Annotated in this window: 19 protein-coding genes; 6 read left to right on the top strand and 13 right to left on the bottom strand. The window is 71.3% G+C overall.

The annotated features are described in order from the left end of the window. The first annotated feature begins 121 nt into the window (after positions 1-121). Positions 122-1,747 carry a chaperonin GroEL gene (groL, locus tag AC07EJ_RS13640; RefSeq protein WP_389480575.1) on the top strand — a complete coding sequence of 542 codons (1,626 nt, stop codon included), beginning with the start codon at positions 122-124 and terminating at the stop codon, positions 1,745-1,747. A 270-nt stretch (positions 1,748-2,017) separates the two neighbouring features. Here the strand turns inward: groL and AC07EJ_RS13645 are convergent, their stop codons facing one another. The 4 genes from AC07EJ_RS13645 to AC07EJ_RS13660 form a co-directional block, all read right to left on the bottom strand. Next, the gene (locus AC07EJ_RS13645; protein ID WP_389480573.1) at positions 2,018-2,314 is read right to left on the bottom strand and encodes a hypothetical protein; all 297 of its coding nucleotides are present in this window, start codon (positions 2,312-2,314) and stop codon (positions 2,018-2,020) included. 44 nt (positions 2,315-2,358) lie between these two features. Continuing rightward, a complete protein-coding gene (locus tag AC07EJ_RS13650; RefSeq protein ID WP_478884297.1) occupies positions 2,359-2,889 on the bottom strand; it encodes a hypothetical protein in 531 nt (176 codons plus the stop codon). 89 nt (positions 2,890-2,978) lie between these two features. Beyond that, positions 2,979-3,191, bottom strand: coding sequence for a DUF397 domain-containing protein (locus AC07EJ_RS13655; RefSeq protein ID WP_389480569.1), 213 nt, complete (start codon positions 3,189-3,191; stop codon positions 2,979-2,981). Next, on the bottom strand, positions 3,166-4,011 hold the full coding sequence (locus AC07EJ_RS13660; RefSeq protein ID WP_389480566.1) for a helix-turn-helix domain-containing protein: 846 nt from the start codon (positions 4,009-4,011) through the stop codon (positions 3,166-3,168). The genes AC07EJ_RS13655 and AC07EJ_RS13660 overlap by 26 nt, the downstream gene beginning before the upstream one ends. A 115-nt stretch (positions 4,012-4,126) precedes the next feature. Here AC07EJ_RS13660 and AC07EJ_RS13665 point away from each other — a divergent pair, with 115 nt between their 5' ends. Both AC07EJ_RS13665 and AC07EJ_RS13670 read left to right on the top strand, forming a co-directional pair. Further along, entirely contained in the window at positions 4,127-4,348 is a 222-nt protein-coding gene (locus tag AC07EJ_RS13665) for a hypothetical protein (RefSeq protein WP_389480564.1), read from the top strand. Then, on the top strand, positions 4,345-4,554 hold the full coding sequence (locus tag AC07EJ_RS13670; protein ID WP_389480562.1) for a hypothetical protein: 210 nt from the start codon (positions 4,345-4,347) through the stop codon (positions 4,552-4,554). Before AC07EJ_RS13665 ends, AC07EJ_RS13670 begins: the two co-directional genes overlap by 4 nt. Before the next feature lie 132 nt (positions 4,555-4,686). On the opposite strand, the gene AC07EJ_RS13675 is transcribed toward AC07EJ_RS13670, so the two are convergent. The 3 genes from AC07EJ_RS13675 to AC07EJ_RS13685 form a co-directional block, all read right to left on the bottom strand. Then, complete coding sequence (locus tag AC07EJ_RS13675) at positions 4,687-6,180, bottom strand: PTS transporter subunit EIIC (RefSeq protein ID WP_389480561.1); 1,494 nt, start codon at positions 6,178-6,180, stop codon at positions 4,687-4,689. A gap of 44 nt (positions 6,181-6,224) precedes the next feature. After that, positions 6,225-7,178 carry an N-acetylmuramic acid 6-phosphate etherase gene (gene murQ / locus AC07EJ_RS13680; RefSeq protein ID WP_389480559.1) on the bottom strand — a complete coding sequence of 318 codons (954 nt, stop codon included), beginning with the start codon at positions 7,176-7,178 and terminating at the stop codon, positions 6,225-6,227. A 78-nt stretch (positions 7,179-7,256) separates the two neighbouring features. Continuing rightward, positions 7,257-8,177 (bottom strand): MurR/RpiR family transcriptional regulator, encoded by a 921-nt coding sequence (locus AC07EJ_RS13685; protein WP_116512367.1) that lies wholly within the window; start codon positions 8,175-8,177, stop codon positions 7,257-7,259. Positions 8,178-8,308: 131 nt separating this feature from the next. Here AC07EJ_RS13685 and AC07EJ_RS13690 point away from each other — a divergent pair, with 131 nt between their 5' ends. Together AC07EJ_RS13690 and AC07EJ_RS13695 are read left to right on the top strand one after the other, a co-directional pair. Further along, positions 8,309-8,674: a hypothetical protein gene (locus AC07EJ_RS13690; protein WP_389480557.1), complete on the top strand. Its 366-nt coding sequence runs from the start codon at positions 8,309-8,311 to the stop codon at positions 8,672-8,674. After that, positions 8,671-8,946, top strand: coding sequence for a DUF4031 domain-containing protein (locus AC07EJ_RS13695; RefSeq protein ID WP_389480555.1), 276 nt, complete (start codon positions 8,671-8,673; stop codon positions 8,944-8,946). The genes AC07EJ_RS13690 and AC07EJ_RS13695 overlap by 4 nt, the downstream gene beginning before the upstream one ends. On the opposite strand, the gene AC07EJ_RS13700 is transcribed toward AC07EJ_RS13695, so the two are convergent. The 4 genes from AC07EJ_RS13700 to AC07EJ_RS13715 form a co-directional block, all read right to left on the bottom strand. Then, positions 8,894-10,129, bottom strand: a complete 1,236-nt coding sequence (locus AC07EJ_RS13700) for a Cmx/CmrA family chloramphenicol efflux MFS transporter (protein WP_389480855.1) — start codon at positions 10,127-10,129, stop codon at positions 8,894-8,896. The two genes, AC07EJ_RS13695 and AC07EJ_RS13700, sit on opposite strands and share 53 nt — an antisense overlap. Before the next feature lie 85 nt (positions 10,130-10,214). Beyond that, complete coding sequence (locus AC07EJ_RS13705; protein ID WP_389480553.1) at positions 10,215-10,715, bottom strand: GNAT family N-acetyltransferase; 501 nt, start codon at positions 10,713-10,715, stop codon at positions 10,215-10,217. Between the two features lie 53 nt (positions 10,716-10,768). Beyond that, the gene (locus AC07EJ_RS13710) at positions 10,769-11,425 is read right to left on the bottom strand and encodes an HD domain-containing protein (protein WP_389480550.1); all 657 of its coding nucleotides are present in this window, start codon (positions 11,423-11,425) and stop codon (positions 10,769-10,771) included. 9 nt (positions 11,426-11,434) lie between these two features. Further along, complete coding sequence (locus AC07EJ_RS13715) at positions 11,435-11,641, bottom strand: hypothetical protein (protein WP_389480548.1); 207 nt, start codon at positions 11,639-11,641, stop codon at positions 11,435-11,437. A gap of 272 nt (positions 11,642-11,913) precedes the next feature. Here AC07EJ_RS13715 and AC07EJ_RS13720 point away from each other — a divergent pair, with 272 nt between their 5' ends. Next, complete coding sequence (locus AC07EJ_RS13720) at positions 11,914-13,965, top strand: HelD family protein (protein WP_389480546.1); 2,052 nt, start codon at positions 11,914-11,916, stop codon at positions 13,963-13,965. A 21-nt stretch (positions 13,966-13,986) separates the two neighbouring features. Here the strand turns inward: AC07EJ_RS13720 and AC07EJ_RS13725 are convergent, their stop codons facing one another. Next, entirely contained in the window at positions 13,987-14,682 is a 696-nt protein-coding gene (locus tag AC07EJ_RS13725; RefSeq protein WP_389480544.1) for a copper homeostasis protein CutC, read from the bottom strand. 146 nt (positions 14,683-14,828) lie between these two features. Beyond that, entirely contained in the window at positions 14,829-15,785 is a 957-nt protein-coding gene (locus AC07EJ_RS13730; protein WP_393583508.1) for a hypothetical protein, read from the bottom strand. Positions 15,786-15,938 lie beyond the last annotated feature (153 nt).

A 15,938-nucleotide genomic window follows, 5' to 3' on the forward strand; every position in this document is an offset into this window, starting at 1 on the left:
ATCGGGTCGGTGAGGCTCGCAGGCCGGGTGGGGCAAGGAACCACACGGCATGCAGGCCGTCCGTCGCGGGCACCAGCACGGTCCGTTTGCATTTCCACCGCGTCCGGGAGGACCACTTCACATGGCCAAGATCATCGCGTTCGACGAGGAGGCACGGCGCGGCCTCGAGCGCGGCATGAACCAGCTCGCCGACGCCGTCAAGGTGACCCTGGGCCCCAAGGGTCGCAACGTCGTCCTCGAGAAGAAGTGGGGCGCCCCCACGATCACCAACGATGGTGTGTCCATCGCCAAGGAGATCGAGCTCGAGGACCCGTACGAGAAGATCGGCGCCGAGCTGGTCAAGGAGGTCGCGAAGAAGACGGACGACGTCGCCGGTGACGGCACGACGACCGCGACCGTCCTCGCCCAGGCGCTCGTCAAGGAAGGCCTGCGCAACGTCGCGGCCGGCGCCAACCCGATGGCCCTCAAGCGCGGCATCGAGAAGGCCGTCGAGGCCGTCTCCGCCGCCCTGCTCGAGCAGGCCAAGGATGTCGAGACCAAGGAGCAGATCGCTTCCACGGCCTCCATCTCCGCCGCCGACACCCAGATCGGCGAGCTCATCGCCGAGGCGATGGACAAGGTCGGCAAGGAAGGCGTCATCACCGTCGAGGAGTCGCAGACCTTCGGGCTCGAGCTTGAGCTCACCGAGGGCATGCGCTTCGACAAGGGCTACATCTCGGCGTACTTCGCCACCGACATGGAGCGTATGGAGGCGTCGCTCGACGACCCGTACATCCTGATCGTCAACTCGAAGATCGGCAACGTGAAGGACCTCCTTCCGCTGCTCGAGAAGGTCATGCAGTCCGGCAAGCCGCTGCTGATCATCGCCGAGGACGTCGAGGGCGAGGCCCTGTCGACCCTGGTCGTCAACAAGATCCGTGGCACCTTCAAGTCCGTCGCCGTCAAGGCCCCGGGCTTCGGTGACCGCCGCAAGGCCATGCTCGGCGACATCGCCATCCTCACCGGTGGCACCGTCATCTCCGAGGAGGTCGGCCTCAAGCTGGAGAACGCCGGTCTCGACCTGCTCGGCCGCGCCCGCAAGGTCGTCATCACCAAGGACGAGACGACGATCGTCGACGGCGCCGGTGACAGCGACCAGGTCCAGGGCCGCGTCAACCAGATCCGTGCCGAGATCGAGAACAGCGACTCGGACTACGACCGCGAGAAGCTCCAGGAGCGCCTCGCCAAGCTCGCCGGCGGCGTGGCCGTCATCAAGGCGGGCGCGGCCACCGAGGTCGAGCTCAAGGAGCGCAAGCACCGCATCGAGGACGCCGTTCGCAACGCGAAGGCGGCCGTCGAAGAGGGCATCGTCGCCGGTGGTGGCGTCGCTCTCCTCCAGGCCTCCGCGGTCTTCGACAAGCTCGAGCTCGACGGCGACGAGGCGACCGGCGCCAACGCCGTGAAGCTCGCGCTGGAGGCCCCGCTCAAGCAGATCGCCGTCAACGGTGGTCTCGAGGGTGGCGTCGTCGTGGAGAAGGTCCGCAACCTTCCCATCGGCCACGGCCTGAACGCCGCGACCGGTGAGTACGTCGACATGATCGCCGAGGGCATCCTCGACCCGGCGAAGGTCACGCGCTCTGCCCTGCAGAACGCCGCGTCCATCGCCGCACTGTTCCTCACCACCGAGGCCGTCATCGCCGACAAGCCGGAGAAGGCCGCCGCGGGCGGCGCTCCGGGCGGCATGCCGGGCGGTGACATGGACTTCTGAGCCTGACGGTTCAGCCTGTCCTTTCCGAGGGCGGCACTCCTCTTCACGAGGGGTGCCGCCCTCGGGCGTTCCCCGGCCGGTCTTCCTTGCCGCCCCGGTGAACCGAAGGACAAGGGCGGCTCCTTCGAGCTGTCACTGTGGCGCTCGGACGGCGCGGTGCCGGACGACACGGTGCTGTTCCAGATCGCCGAGAAGGTGCTGCCGAGGATCCCGGGGTGGGCGCCCGCCAAGTAGGAAACGCGCGGCCCGGGGTGATCCGAACGTGAGGCCTCAGCCGCGCCGGACCGGCGACTCCTGGTAGCTGGTCCAGGCCTCGCGGCCGGCCTGGGCCGCGCTCTGGGCGGCGGTCTGCGCCTGGTGGAAGGTGCGGGACGCCAGCTCGGTGGGCGGCACCTCCCAGGTGCCGGTCCAGGTGCGGCCCGCGCGGACCAGTTCGAACACGAGCACGCCGACACCGGCCGCGGCGACCAGCATCCCGGCGCCGGTCAGTACGGCGCCGGCGGTCAGCCGCCCCTGGTCGGGACGGAACTCGGTCCAGGAAATCTTCGAGAACGTGCTGTCAGCCATAGCTCCAGAATGCGCGCGGGGCCGCGCGCACGCATGTGGAGGGGTCAAGGCGCCGCGGGGCAGGTCCCGTCGTCGACGGTGAAGTCCACGGAGTCGTAGCCCATCGCCTTCGGCAGCTGCAGCGCATGCACGTGCAGGCAGAACGCGGTGTCGGTGCCGCGGGCCCTGACCGAGAAGTCGGCGTCCTCGGCGCCGCCGTACCAGATCGTGGATTCGGGCGGGTCGGAGGCGAGCGTGACGGTGAGGCCGTCTTCCGGACCCTGTCCGTGCTGCGCGATGTCCTGCGTCAGGATGTCCTCGTACAGCCCGGTGTCGGTCCCCGGCCCGGACTTCTCCGCCGACAACTGCGCCGTCGCGCCGGTCACCGCGGTCCGCAGATCGTCACCGTCCCAGCCGCCCCGGAAGACGTCCGGGTGGTACAGCGCGTAGAGCGCGACCGCCGCGAACAGCAGCGAGCCGAAGATGAGGACGCGGCCGACGGGGTTGTGCGGGTTGTAGACGTACCGGTTGGTGCCCCAGCTGCTCCGGACGAAGACGCGGTCGTCGTCGTCCGGGTGTTCGCGGTCGTGGCTCATGTGGCCATTCTGGTGCAGCAGTTGAGGCCGTTTCATCCCCGCACCCGGGGCAGCGCCGCGCGCAGCGCTGCCGCGCGGGCGGACACGCCCTAGCGCTCTCCCTTGAGGTCCGTGATGAACGCGGACCAGGCATCCGCCCGGAACGCGAGCTTCGGGCCGGTGGGGTTCTTGGAGTCGCGGACGGGGACGAGGCCGGGGTGGTCATGGGTGACTTCCAGGCAGTTGCCGCCGTCGCCGGCGCTGTAGCTGGATTTGTGCCAGCTGGCCGAGGCGAGATCAGGCTTGGGGTTCGTGATCTTCATGTGTGTAATCCTCTGCCACTGAAGAGATCAGGGCCAGGGACTGCCTCGGGGTGAGTGCGTTGGCCCTCACTAGATCGTAGGACAGTTGGTGGCGGGCAACCGTGGCCGGATCGTCCAGTAGTAGGCCGACAGAGGGTGCCTCGACGTAGGTGAGCGGGGGCGCGTCGTCGAAGTGCATGAGTTTGAGCGGGCCGTGTAGAGAGGCGTGGCCGCCCGCCGTGAACGGGAGCACTTGGGCGACGATCCGGCGCTTGCGCATCAGGTCGGCGATGTGGTGCAGATTGTCGGCCATCACAGCAGCCCCGCCGACCCGTCGGCGCAATGCGGCCTCGTCCAGAACGGCCCACAACACAGGCTTTGTTGGATTGTCGAGGAGGCGAGTGCGCTCCATGCGGGCGGTCAGGAGCTTCTCGATGACCTCGTCCGGCGCCGTGGGCTGGAAATCGAGGAAGACTGCGCGGGCGTAGTCCGGGGTCTGGAGCAGGCCAGGGATGAGCATCGCCCCGTACTCCAGGATCGAGGTCGCCAGAGCCTCTGCCTCGGCCGTATCCGCGAACTGAACAGGGTGCTTCGACTCGTTCGCCTTCACCCCGTGCCGGACGAAGAACCCCGCCGCCCCCAGCGCCTCGTCCAGCCGTTCCGCCATGTCCGGCAGGATCCGCCTCGTCCCCGCCTCCATCTGGCCGACGTACGACCCGCTCACGAACAGCAGCTCGCCCAGGGCCTGTTGGGTCAGTCCCGTTCGTTCTCTCGCGTGGCGGAGTTCCTCGCCGACCATGACCCGGCGGGAGGCGGGATCGAGGTCCTTGGGTCCGGTCACGTGCATCGACTCCCCGAGCAACAAAGGGTTTGTTGGGCCGCTACCCCTGGAAAGCGTAGAGCCGACCCCGTCACGCTGGGTGTCGAAAGCAGAACTTGGCGTGAAGGAGCGGGCGATGGTGGTGCGGGACGCGGAGCGGCTGCGGGTGGTCGAGGAGACCGTCGCGCAACTGCGGGCCGAACTCGGGGTGTTGGGCGTGCTGCTGCCGTCCCTGCGGGTCGACCCCGTGTCGGCGGCGGGGGAGGTCGGCTATCCGCTGGTGGACCTGGGGTGCGTGAACCTCGATACGGCGATGCGGCTCGTGGCCGTACTGCACGAAGGGCGCGCAGCGCGATGAACATCGGCGCGTACGTGATCGACGTACGGGACGGGCGCGTCGGGCAGGTCATGGGGCGCGAGGGCGGTTACGTGCAGTTGCGGCCGCCCGGCGGCGGGCGCGAGTGGGACTGTCCGCCGGAGGCGGTGGGGGAGGCGCAGGCGGGGGAGGTGCTCCGGGAACGGGTGCGGGAGCTGAACCGGCAGGCTCAGGCGAGGCCGCGATGAGTGGATCGCCGCCTCGGTCGCTCGTCCGTGGGACGCTGGGAGAAAGCCTCAAGCTGCCGGATCCGTTCGCGGCGACCGTCGACACGGCCGGCTTTCCCGGCTGAGTCGACGGTCGCGTACGCCTGAAGGGCTTCAGGCCCTTGCCGGTTCCTTCGTGCCCGCGAGGACCGGGGCCGGGGACTCGCCCGCGGCGGTGTCCGCGGAGTCCACGTTCAGCTCGACCAGCATCTGCTTGCTGAAGCCGAAGAAGTACGTGGCCACAAAGCCCACGAGGTAGCCGACCAGGAGGCCCGCGCCGTAGATCGCGACCGTCGTGCCGAGGCCCTTGTTGCCGTCGAGGAGGGGGAACAGGGCCCAGCCCGAGGGGCCGATCGCCGTCGAGCCGACCTTGTCGCCGATCATCGAGAAGAAGCCGACGAACGCGCCGCCCGCCGCGCCGCCCACGCACGCCGTGATGAACGGGCGGCCGAGCGGGAGCGAGACGCCGTAGATCAGGGGTTCGCCGACGCCGAGGAAGCCTGCGGGGAGCGCGGACTTGATCGTCGTACGGATCGACTTGTTGTGCTTGAGGCGCTTGTACACCGCGATCGCGCAGCCGACCTGGCCCGCGCCCGCCATCGCCAGGACGGGGAGCAGGACGGTGTAGCCCTGCTGCTCGATGAGCGTGGTGTGGATGGGGATGAGGGCCTGGTGCAGGCCCAGCATGACCAGGGGGAGGAAGAGCCCGCCGAGGACGAGGCCCGCGAAGGCGCCCGTGTTGTCGAGGAGCCAGTTCGCCGCGGTGCCGATGCCCGTGGAGATCTCGCCCGCGACGAACATCAGGCCGAAGATCGTGACCAGGCCGGAGACCAGGACCGTGAGGGTGGGCGTGACCAGCACGTCCACGGCCTCCGGGACCCACTTCCTGCACCACTTCTCGATGTACGTCGCCAGGACCGCCGCGCCCAGCGCGCCCAGCACGCCGCCCTGGCCCGGGGAGAGCTTCTGGCCGAACGCCTCGATGTTCGCGACGCCCGCGTAGACGATGATCGCCGCGACCGCGCCGCCCAGGATCGGCGTACCGCCGAACTCCTTCGCCGTGTTGTAGCCGACGAACACCGCGATCAGCGCCATGAAGCCGGAGGCGATGGCGGCCAGGGCGGGGGTGACGCCCGGCAGCCAGTGCAGGTTGATCAGCAGGCCGTTGATGCCGGCGATGATGCCGCAGCCGATCAGCGCCGGGATCAGCGGCACGAAGATGTTCGCGATCCGGCGCAGGAACAGCTTGAACGGGGTGGCGTTCTTCGCTTTCCGGGCCGCCTTCAACTCGGCGCCCTGGGCGGCGAGTTCGTCGGCGGTCACCGAGTGCGGCTCCGGTGCGGCCGTCTTGCCGTCCTGCACCAGCTCCTCGAACTCCGGGGTGATCCGGGCGACCTTTCCCGGTCCGAGGACGATCTGGTACGTCTCGTCGTCGACCACGCCCATGACGTCGGGCAGCGCCTTCAGCGCGTCCTCGTCGACGAGCGCGCGGTCGGCCAGGCCGAGACGGAGCCGGGTCATGCAGTGGGCTACGGAAGTGACGTTCGATGCGCCGCCGACGAGAGGAAGGATCGCGGCGGCGATGGCGCGGTTCTTTGAGTCAGCCATGGTCGTGGTGCCTTGCTGTGCGTGGGGGGTGGAGCCGTACGGGACTACGGGGTGGTGGCCGAGGCCTGGAGCGCGGCGCGCAGGTGGCCCTTGCTGTCGGTCAGGAGACGGGCGGCCGTCGGGCCGTCGACCGAGCCGAGGATCACGAGGATGGCGTTCTTCACCTCTCCGTCCGTCGCGGCGAGCGCGGCCTCGATGGCGGCGTCGTCCGCGCCGGTGGCCAGGGCGACGATCCGGCGGGAGCGGGCGCGCAGCTTCTCGTTCGAGGCGCGTACGTCCACCATCAGGTTCCCGTACGTCTTGCCGAGCCGGATCATGGTGATCGTCGACAGCATGTTGAGGACGAGCTTCTGGGCCGTGCCCGCCTTCAGCCGGGTCGAACCGGTGAGGAGTTCGGGGCCGACGACGACCTCGATGCCGTGGTCCGCGGCCGCCGCGAGCGCGCTGTCCGCGTTGCAGGACAGGCCGATCGTGAGGGCGCCCCGGCCGCGCGCGTGCTCGACGGCGCCGATGGCGTACGGGGTGCGGCCCGAGGCCGAGATGCCGACGACGACGTCGTCCGCCGTCAGACCCAGCGCGTCCAGATCCTCGGCCGCGAGCTCCTTGGAGTCCTCGGCGCCCTCGACCGCCTTGACCATGGCGCTCGGGCCGCCCGCGATCAGGCCGACGACCTCGCTCGGGTCGGTGTTGAACGTGGGCGGGCACTCGGACGCGTCCAGGACGCCGAGCCGGCCGGCCGTGCCCGCGCCCGCGTAGACGAGGCGGCCGCCGCGGGCCATCCGCTCGGCCGTGCCGTCGATCGCGGCGGCGATCTGCGGGAGCCGCTCGGCGACGGCGGTGGGCACGCTGGCGTCCTCGCCGTTCATGATCCGCGCGATCTCCAGCGTCGACAGCTGGTCGATCTCGGAGAGTTCCGGGCGGAACGCCTCGGTGGTGAGCGTGGCGAGCTGGGCGCGCAGTTCGCTGTAGTTGTCGGCGGCGTCGGTCGTGGAGGTCATGAGGTGTGCGGCTCTTTCCGGTGCGGCGGTGCGGCGGTGCGGCGGTGGGGTCACAGGGGGAGGGCGGGGGCGCGTCGCCTAGCGGGAGCCGCGCGGCGTGTGACGGTGCGCGAGTGCCTCGTAAGACGCCGACAGGGCCGGGGCCGCCGTCTCGTACGTACGCTGCGCGACGCCCACGAACAGGCAGTCCACGACGAGCAGCTGGCTCGTACGGGACGACATCGCGGCCGGCCGCAGCTCGCTCTCGCGGGCCGTGGACGTGGTCAGTATGTGGTCGGCGTACTGCGAGACCGGGCCGTCGGGGCGGCCGGTGATCGCGATCGTGGCGGCCCCGTGCTCGAAGGCGACGCGGAGCGGTTCGATCACGTCGCCGGTGGATCCCGAGTGCGTGATGGCGATGGCGACGTCCTTGGCGCGCAGCTGCACGGCGTTGGTGATCGCCAGGTGCGGGTCGCCGTGGGCGTGGGCGATCAGTCCGATGCGCAGGAGCTTCTGGGCGAGGTCCTGGCCGACGAGGCTGGACGCGCCGATGCCGTAGATGTCGATGCGGCGGGCGCCCGCCAGCGCGTTCACGGCCGCGCCGAGCTGCACGGTGTCGAGGCCGGCCGCGGTGTCGGCGAGGGTCTGCTGCTCGTCGTACGCGAGCTTCGCGACGACGTCGGCGATGGGGTCGTCGACCGCTATGTCCGCGGTGACGGCGGGGGCGCGGCCCGACTGCTGCTGGGCGGCGAGCCCGGCGAGGGCGAGGCGCAGGTCCCGGTATCCGGGGTAGCCGAGGAGGCGGGCGGTGCGGACCACCGTCGCCTCGCTGGTGCCGGTGAGCTCGGCCAGGCCGGTGACCGTGAGGGCCGCGCAGCCGGCCGGGTCACCGGCGACGGCCTCGGCGACCCGCTGCATGGAGCGGGTCATCGACGGCGCGAGCGTCCGCACCTTGGCCGCGAGGGCGGCCGGGGCGGGCGGCGCGTCGCCCGCGAAAATTTCCTTCACGTTGCTGGTCACATTTGAAAGATATTTTCAGAGGGGTGCGGCGTCAAGAGTCCTTCGGCTGTGCGGTACGGCACGTCGCAGGGGGCCTTCCAGTCGCTCCGAGGGGCCTGTGGGCGCGTACGCCGAGGGAGCACAATGGCTACATGGAGATCAGCCCCCTCGAACAGGCACTGCACGCGGCCCGTGCCCTCGTACTCGCCGACCTCGGCTCCCGCGAGGTCGCGCACGCCGACGTCGTGTCGCTCGTCGAGGACTCGATAGTGCACCGCCGCTGGTGGGTCGAGCAGTGGCCGGAAGGGGTCGACTACGTCGCCGGGCTCGTCGCGCAGGACGTCCAGGACGGACTCCTCGAACGCAACGGCCGCTGGCCCCTGTGCCCGGTGTGCGGCTCCGGCGAACCCCATGCCCTCGATGTGGAACCGGAGTTGGGCCCCGACCCGCACTGGGTGTGCAGCGAGGCGGGCGTGGTCGTGGCGCCCGTGGGGTCCCTCGGCACCGTCGCGCGATGACGGTCTACATCGATCCGCCGACCTGGCCCGGCCATGGGCGCATGTGGTCCCACGTGGTCAGCGACGTCTCCTTTGACGAGCTCCATCTCTTCGCCGAGCGGCTCGGCGTCCCGCCCCGCGCCTTCGAGCGCGACCACTACGACCTGCCGTCGCACCGCTACGAGGACGCGGTGCGGTCCGGGGCCGTGGAGATCGGCTCGAAGGAGCTGGTGCGCAGGCTCACCGAGGCGGGGCTGCGGAGGCCGAAGGGGCGTCCTGCGGTGGGGAGTTGAGGTCCTTGGGACCGGACGACGCGACGAGCCTCGTGGCCGGTCCGCGGTGCAGGCGCAGTGACACCGCCGTCGCGCCGATCGCCGTCACCGTCATCGCGGCGCCCGCCCATGCCGTCGCCGGGTAGCCGAACCCCGCGTCGATCACCGCGCCGCCCAGCCACGGCCCGCCCGTGTTGCCCAGGTTGAACGCCGCCGTCGTCGTCGCGCCCGCGAGCGTGGGGGCCGCGCCCGCCACGTTGAACATGCGGGCGTTCAGCGCCGGTGCCGTGTAGAACGCCGAGAAGCCCAGCAGGAACGCCAGCACCACCGCCGCCACCGCGGACCCGCCGAGCAGCGCCAGCGCCACCAGGAACACCGTGGACGCCGCGATCCCGCTCAGCAGCACCCCGAACAGATGCGCGTCCGCGACCCGGCCCCCCACCGTCGTACCCACCAGCGCGCCGACACCGAAGAGCGCGAGCACCGTCGGGACCCAGCCCTCGGCCAGGCCCGCCACATCCGTGAGCAGCGGCGACAGATAGCTGAACGCGCAGAACACACCGCCCGCGGCCAGCGCCGTCACCGTGATCGACAGCCAGACCTGGCTGTCCCGGTAGATCGACAGCTCGCGCCGCGGCTGCGGCTTCTGCGCCGGGAGCGGGATCCGCGGAATCAGCGTCACCACCCCCACCAGCGCGATCGCCGAGGCCACGCCCACCGCCCAGAACGCCGCCCGCCAGCCCAGACCGTCACCGAGGAACGCGCCCGCAGGCACACCGAGCACGTTCGCGATCGACAGACCGCCGATCATCACCGCCATGGCGCGCGCCCGCTGCGTCACCGGCACCATCGCGATGGCCACCGCCGCGCCCACCGCCCAGAACCCCGCGCAGGCCAGCGCGCTCACGATCCGCGACGCGAACAGGACCGCGTACGTCGGCGCCAGCGCGCCCGCGACCTGGCCCAGGCCGAACACCGAGATCAGCGCGATGAGCGTGGTGCGGCGCGGCAGGCGCAGCGTCGCCACGGCGAGCAGCGGCGCGCCCACCACCATGCCGAGCCCGAACGCCGATATCAGCAGGCCGGCCTGCGGGATCGTGACGTCCATGTCGTCGGCGATCGCGGGCAGGATGCCTGACAGCATGAACTCGGACGTGCCGAGCGCGAACACCGCCAGGCCCAGGATGTAGACGGCCAAAGGCATGCGGGTGGGGGCGTCCACGGGGGCGTCTTCGGGAGCTTTTCGAGCGGAGTCAGGCATAACGTGACTCAACGCGACGCCGCGTTGCTTAAATTCCCAACAGTTCGTACGCGCGGAGGTCCTGCGTGGTCGGAATCCGTACGAATCCGGCCCGCTCCAGCACCCGTTGGGACGGCCCGTTGTCCAGGTCCGTGTTCGCCGTCACCGCCGTGACGCCCGGCTGCGACAGCGCCCACGCCGCTATCGCCCGCACCGCCTCCGTCGCGTAGCCCCGGCCGCGCGCCCCCTCCGTGACGTCGTAGCCGATCTCCACGCGGCCCTCCTCGTCCGGCGCGCTGTGGAAGCCGATCCCGCCCACCGCGCGCCCGTCCTCGGTCCGCACGATCGCGTACGTCCCCCAGCCTTCCCGGTAGGTGCCCGCCGCGAACGCCCCCACCGTGATCCCGGAGCCGGTGCGAGTGCCGTCCGGTGCGTCGCCGTCCAGCCAGGCGAAACCGCCCGATCCGCTGTCCTCGTTCAGGTCCCTGGCCGACTCCAGGGACAGCTCGTGCAGGCGTACGCGGGCGGCCGCGATGGTGAGGAGTGTCATGGGCCGAGGATGGGACAGGCGCTCGCGCCGATCAACCGGTTTCGGGTGTCGGGTCAACCGGTTCGAGGTGTCAGCAGGGCCAACTCCGCCGTGAGGTTCTCGCGGGCCCGCTCCTCCCAGCGCGCAGCGCCGTACGGGGTGCGGAACAGGCGTGGCAGGGCGAGGAGTTGGCGCAGGACGGCGGCGCGGCCGTCGCGGAACGGCTCGTCGGGTACGAAGCCGTACTCCTCCCGGACCGCCGCCGCGTAGGCCGCGTACGCGTCCGGCTCTGCCGCCAGGATCGCCAGGTCCGCGTCGCACAGGACCTCGCCGTTGTGGTCGTCCTCGGCCGGGTCGTGCTCCACCGTGAGCAGGACCAGGCGGCTCACCTCGTCGATCTGCCGGTCCGCGAGGCCCGCTTCCGCCAGGGCCCGTTCCGCCAGCCGCGCCGAGCGTTCCTCGTTGGCCGAGCGCTCGGGCAGGTACACCGCGTCGTGGAACCAGGCCGCGAGGCGGACCAGCTCCGGGTCCTCGGCGTGGTCCTCCAGTACGTCGATGTGGTCCAGGACCGCCTTGAGGTGCGTCGTCGTGTGGTAGCGGCGCTGTGGCTCCGACCAGCGGGCCAGGAGGTGGTCCGCGAAGGCCTCCGGGTCGGTGGGAGTCGTCGCACCGGCTTCGGTCCGTGCTGTGCGCAGGGCCTGCGCCCACGCTGTCCTCAGGTCGTCCCGCATGCGGGAACCCTAGACCCTGTGGGCCCCGCCCGGACTCGGGCCGTAATCGGCTGATCGTCGCTGCACGCCGGCCTCCTCGTCGTACTCGCCCAGAAGGATCACGCCGAGCGCCGAGGTCACGATGACCTTGGCGGCTCGCAGCACGTTTCCCAGGCGGTGGGGGTGGTGGGTCTCCGTGGCCGCGGTGGCACCGTGGGTGAAGGTCATGGTCGTCATGCCTCCATAGTGGAATACGGGCATTCCGTGCACATCGGTCCGGAGTCGTAGGTTGCGGGAGCGGGAGTGCGCCCTGGAGGCGACGCCGTCCCCCAGGGCCTTTCGTTCGGATCGTGCCGGGCTCGCGGAGGGTTTAAATCTGTTGGCCGCGTCCTGGGGCGGGAGTAAGGTGGTCCGTCTTTCCCGCCTCCCTCCGTGGAGCGCCGTCGGCCGGACGGAAACCGGTCGGCCGCCGTGTGTAACCGACCCCCCGGAGCCCGGAGGCAGTGCCCGTGTCCCTCGACGACCCGCTCTCCCGCGAGCGCGCCCACCTCGCGTCGTCCCGTGCCGCCCTGCGCGCCATGCGCGAGGACGTGGAGTCCCTCGACATCGCCGACGTCACCGCGAACTGGGTGAACGCCGCCGTCCTGCAGCGCCAGATCGACGACCGGATCAAGGCCCTGGCCGATCTGTCGCACACCCCGCTGTTCTTCGGGCGGCTCGACTACCTGCACGCCCCCGGCGCCGACCAGGCCGAAGGGGCCGAGGGTGAGCGGTTCTACATCGGGCGGCGGCATGTTCACGACGCGGTCGGCGACCCGATGGTCATCGACTGGCGCGCCCCCGTCTCGCAGCCCTTCTACCGGGCCTCGAAGAAGGACCCGATGGACGTCGGGCTGCGCCGGCGGTTCGGGTACACGGGCGGGGACCTCACCGCGTACGAGGACGAGCGGCTGTCCGATCCCGCCGAGGCCGAGGTCGTGAGCGCGCTGCTCCAGGCCGAGATCGAGCGCCCCCGTGTCGGGCCCATGCGCGACATCGTCGCCACCATCCAGCCCGAGCAGGACGAGATCGTCAGGAGCGGGCTCTCGGGGTCCGTGTGCGTTCAGGGAGGGCCCGGGACCGGAAAGACCGCCGTCGGCCTCCACCGCGTCGCCTATCTGCTGTACGCCCACCGCGAGCGGCTCGCCCGTACCGGGACGCTCGTCATCGGGCCGAACCGGTCCTTCCTCCACTACATCGAGCAAGTGCTGCCCGCTCTGGGTGAGTTGGAGGTCAAGCAGGCCACCGTCGACGACCTGGTCGCCCATGTGGAGGTGCGGGGCGCCGACGCCGCCGACGCCGCCGTGGTCAAGGGGGACGCGCGGATGGCCGAGGTCCTGCGGCGGGCCGTGCGCTCGCACATCACCCTGCCCGTGGAGCCCGTCGTGGTCGTGCGCGGGTCCCGGCGGTGGCGTGTGCCCGCGTACGAACTGGAGGAGATCGTAAGGGAGTTGATGGCGCGCGACATGCGTTACGGCGCTGCCCGCGACGCCCTTCCGCAGCGCATCGCCCACGCCGTCCTCGTACAGATGGAGCGGTCGGGCGAGGCGCCCGACGACCGCGTGCAGGACGCCGTGGCCAGGAACGCGGCCGTCAAGGCTGCCGTGAAGGTCCTGTGGCCCGCCGTCGATCCCGCGAAGCTCGTGCTGCGGCTGCTGTCCGACGCCGATTTCCTCGCCGAGCACGCGGAGGGTGTGCTGAGCGAGGACGAGCAGAAGTGCGTGCTGTGGGAGCGGCCGGTGCGGAGCGTGCGGGCCGCCAAGTGGTCGTCCGCAGACGCCGTGCTGATCGACGAGGTCACCGATCTCGTCGCCCGTACGCACTCCCTCGGGCACGTGGTGCTCGACGAGGCGCAGGACCTCTCGCCCATGCAGTACCGGGCCGTCGGGCGGCGCTGCACCACCGGGTCCGCCACCGTCCTCGGTGACCTCGCGCAGGGCACGACGCCCTGGGCCACGCGCAGCTGGGCCGAGGCGCTGCGGCATCTGGGCAAGGAGGAGGCCGTGGTCGAGGAGCTGACCGTCGGGTTCCGCGTGCCGCGCGACGTCATCGCGTACGCGTCCCGGCTGCTGCCCCACATCGCGCCCGGCCTCGCGCCCGTCTCGTCCGTGCGGGAGAACCCCGGCGCCTTCGAGGTCCGGGAGGCGGCGAACGGGGCCGACGACGTGCTCGCCGCGTGTGCCGAGGCGCTGGAGCGGGAGGGGTCCGTGGGCCTCATCGCCGCCGACGCCCGCGTCCCGGCCCTGGCCTCGGCCCTCGCCGATGCCGGGATCACCTACCTGGGCCCCGGCGAGGAGACCACCGCGCAGACCCGCCTCACCCTCGTACCGGCCTCGCTCGCGAAGGGCCTCGAATACGACTACGTGGTCCTCGACGAGCCCGCCGCCGTGGTCGACGGCGAACCCGACGAGCGCACCGGGCTGCGGCGTCTGTACGTGGCGCTGACCCGGGCCGTCTCCGGTCTGGTCGTGATCCACGCCGCCGGGCTGCCGGAGCAGTTGGCGGTGCAGCCGGCGGTGTAGCGATCTCCAGGCCCACAGGGCCTACGCCCCGGCGTCGACCGCCTCGCGCCACGTGCGGACCGCGTCCGCCGACACCGGGGCCGTCCAGCCCTGGGGGCGGGCCGCGCCGCCGATGTGGAAGGCGTCGATGCCCGCCGCCTTCAGGCGCGGCAGGTGGTCGAGGCGGAGGCCGCCGCCGACCAGGATCCGCTGCTCGTAACCGGGTTCACCCGAGCGGGCCGCCTCCGCCGTCAGGACGTCGAGCCCCGCGTCCACGCCGTCCGGCGAGCCCGCCGTCAGGTACGTGTCGAGGCCCGGCGCGTGCGCGAGCTGCTTGCGCAGGGCGTCGCGGTCCGCGGCCCGGTCGATCGCGCGGTGGAAGGTCCAGCGGCAGCCGCCCAGCTCCGCCGCGATCCGTTCGACCGCCGCCAGGTCGGGGCCGCCCGCCGGGTCGAGGAAGCCGAGCACGAACTCGTCGGCCCCCTCCGCGCGCAGCCCCCGCGCGGCCTGCGCCAGTGCGTCCACGTCGCCCGCGGCGAAACCGTCCGCGAGCCGGATCATGACCCGCAGCGAGATGCCGACGGCCGCGCGGATCCGGCCGAACGTCTCGCGCGACGGGGTGAGCCCGTCCGCCGCCATGTCGGTGACCAGCTCAAGGCGGTCGGCCCCTCCTGCCTGGGCCGCGACGGCGTCCTCGGCACCGAGCGCGATCACCTCCAGGACTGCACGCTTGCTCATGGGACCCCTTTGTCGGTTGCGAAGGCGGGTGCGGATGCGGTGGCGGCCGGGCCCCCGGCCTGTCGTCACCACAGGTGTCACAACAGGCCATAGAGGTCTAGTCCAATAGGTCAGCCTACGCGCAGACGGCCCGCGCCGACAGGCGGTCAGTGGCCGTGCTCCTCGGAATGATCACCCGCACTCCGCCCGGCGTGCACCGTGAATTCCGCCGTCCGCACGGTGCCGTTGTGCTTGAAGTCCAGGAAGAGGCGGTACGTCCCGTTGCTGGGCGCCGTCGCGGTGAACGACACCTCCGGTCCGGGCCCGCCCTTGTTCGGGTGCACGTGCAGGTACGCGAGGTCGCCGGAGCGCAGGGCGACCAGATGTCCGTACGAGCCGAGGTAGGGCTGGAGGTCGGTGACCGGCTTCCCGTCCTTCGCGACGCTCAGGGTCAGCTCGCTCGCCGAACCCGCGCCGAGGTCCCCGCCGAGGCGCACCTCGTAGCCGTCGCCGGCCCCGGCGGTCCGGGAGGTGGCGGGAAGCTCCCGGGGCGCGTACTTTCCGGCGACCGACAGGTCCGCCCCGAGCGTGAGGCCCTCCTTCTCCGCCTGCGGGGTGAAGTCGGCGAAGACCCGGTAGCCGCCCGCCTCCGGCAGCTCGACCGGCGTCTTCCAGGTGCCGTCCGCGGCGCGGGCCGGATGCAGATGGCGGTAGACCGTGAGATCCCGCGAGGCCACGATCAGGTGCAGCTGTTTGCCGTGCTCCGTCCGGTACGCGGTGACCTTGCGGCCCGTGTCGTCCTTGGTGATCGCGAAACTCAGCTCGGCGCGCTCGCCGGCGGCCGCGATGTGCCGGGTCCGCAGGTCGAGCGTGTAGCCGCGCTCGGAGATCTGCAGCCCGCCCGGGACGGCGGCGGCCCCGGCGACCGGTGTGCCGTGACCGGCGTGCCCGTCCCGCGCTTCCTTCGCTCCCTGCTCCTCCTTCGCGTGCCCTGCCTCCGCGTGCCCTGCCGTCTTCTGTCCGCCCGCGGTGACGGGGTCCACGCCCCGGCCCACCCCGTAGGCCGTGCCGAAGGTCGCGGCGACGGCGGCTGCGAAGGCGGTGATCTTCAGTCCGGTCTTCATGACGGCTCCTGGTGCGGGTGTCCGGTGGTTGATAGCTGTCGATAGCCAGACCATACCCCTGGGGGGTATGAAGTCAAGCGGCGGGAACGCTTGCGTTGGATACCCCCCATGGGTATAGATTGGATCTCGTGAGCGATACCCACCCCGGGTACC

The sequence above is a fragment of the Streptomyces sp. NPDC045026 genome (assembly GCF_056432625.1).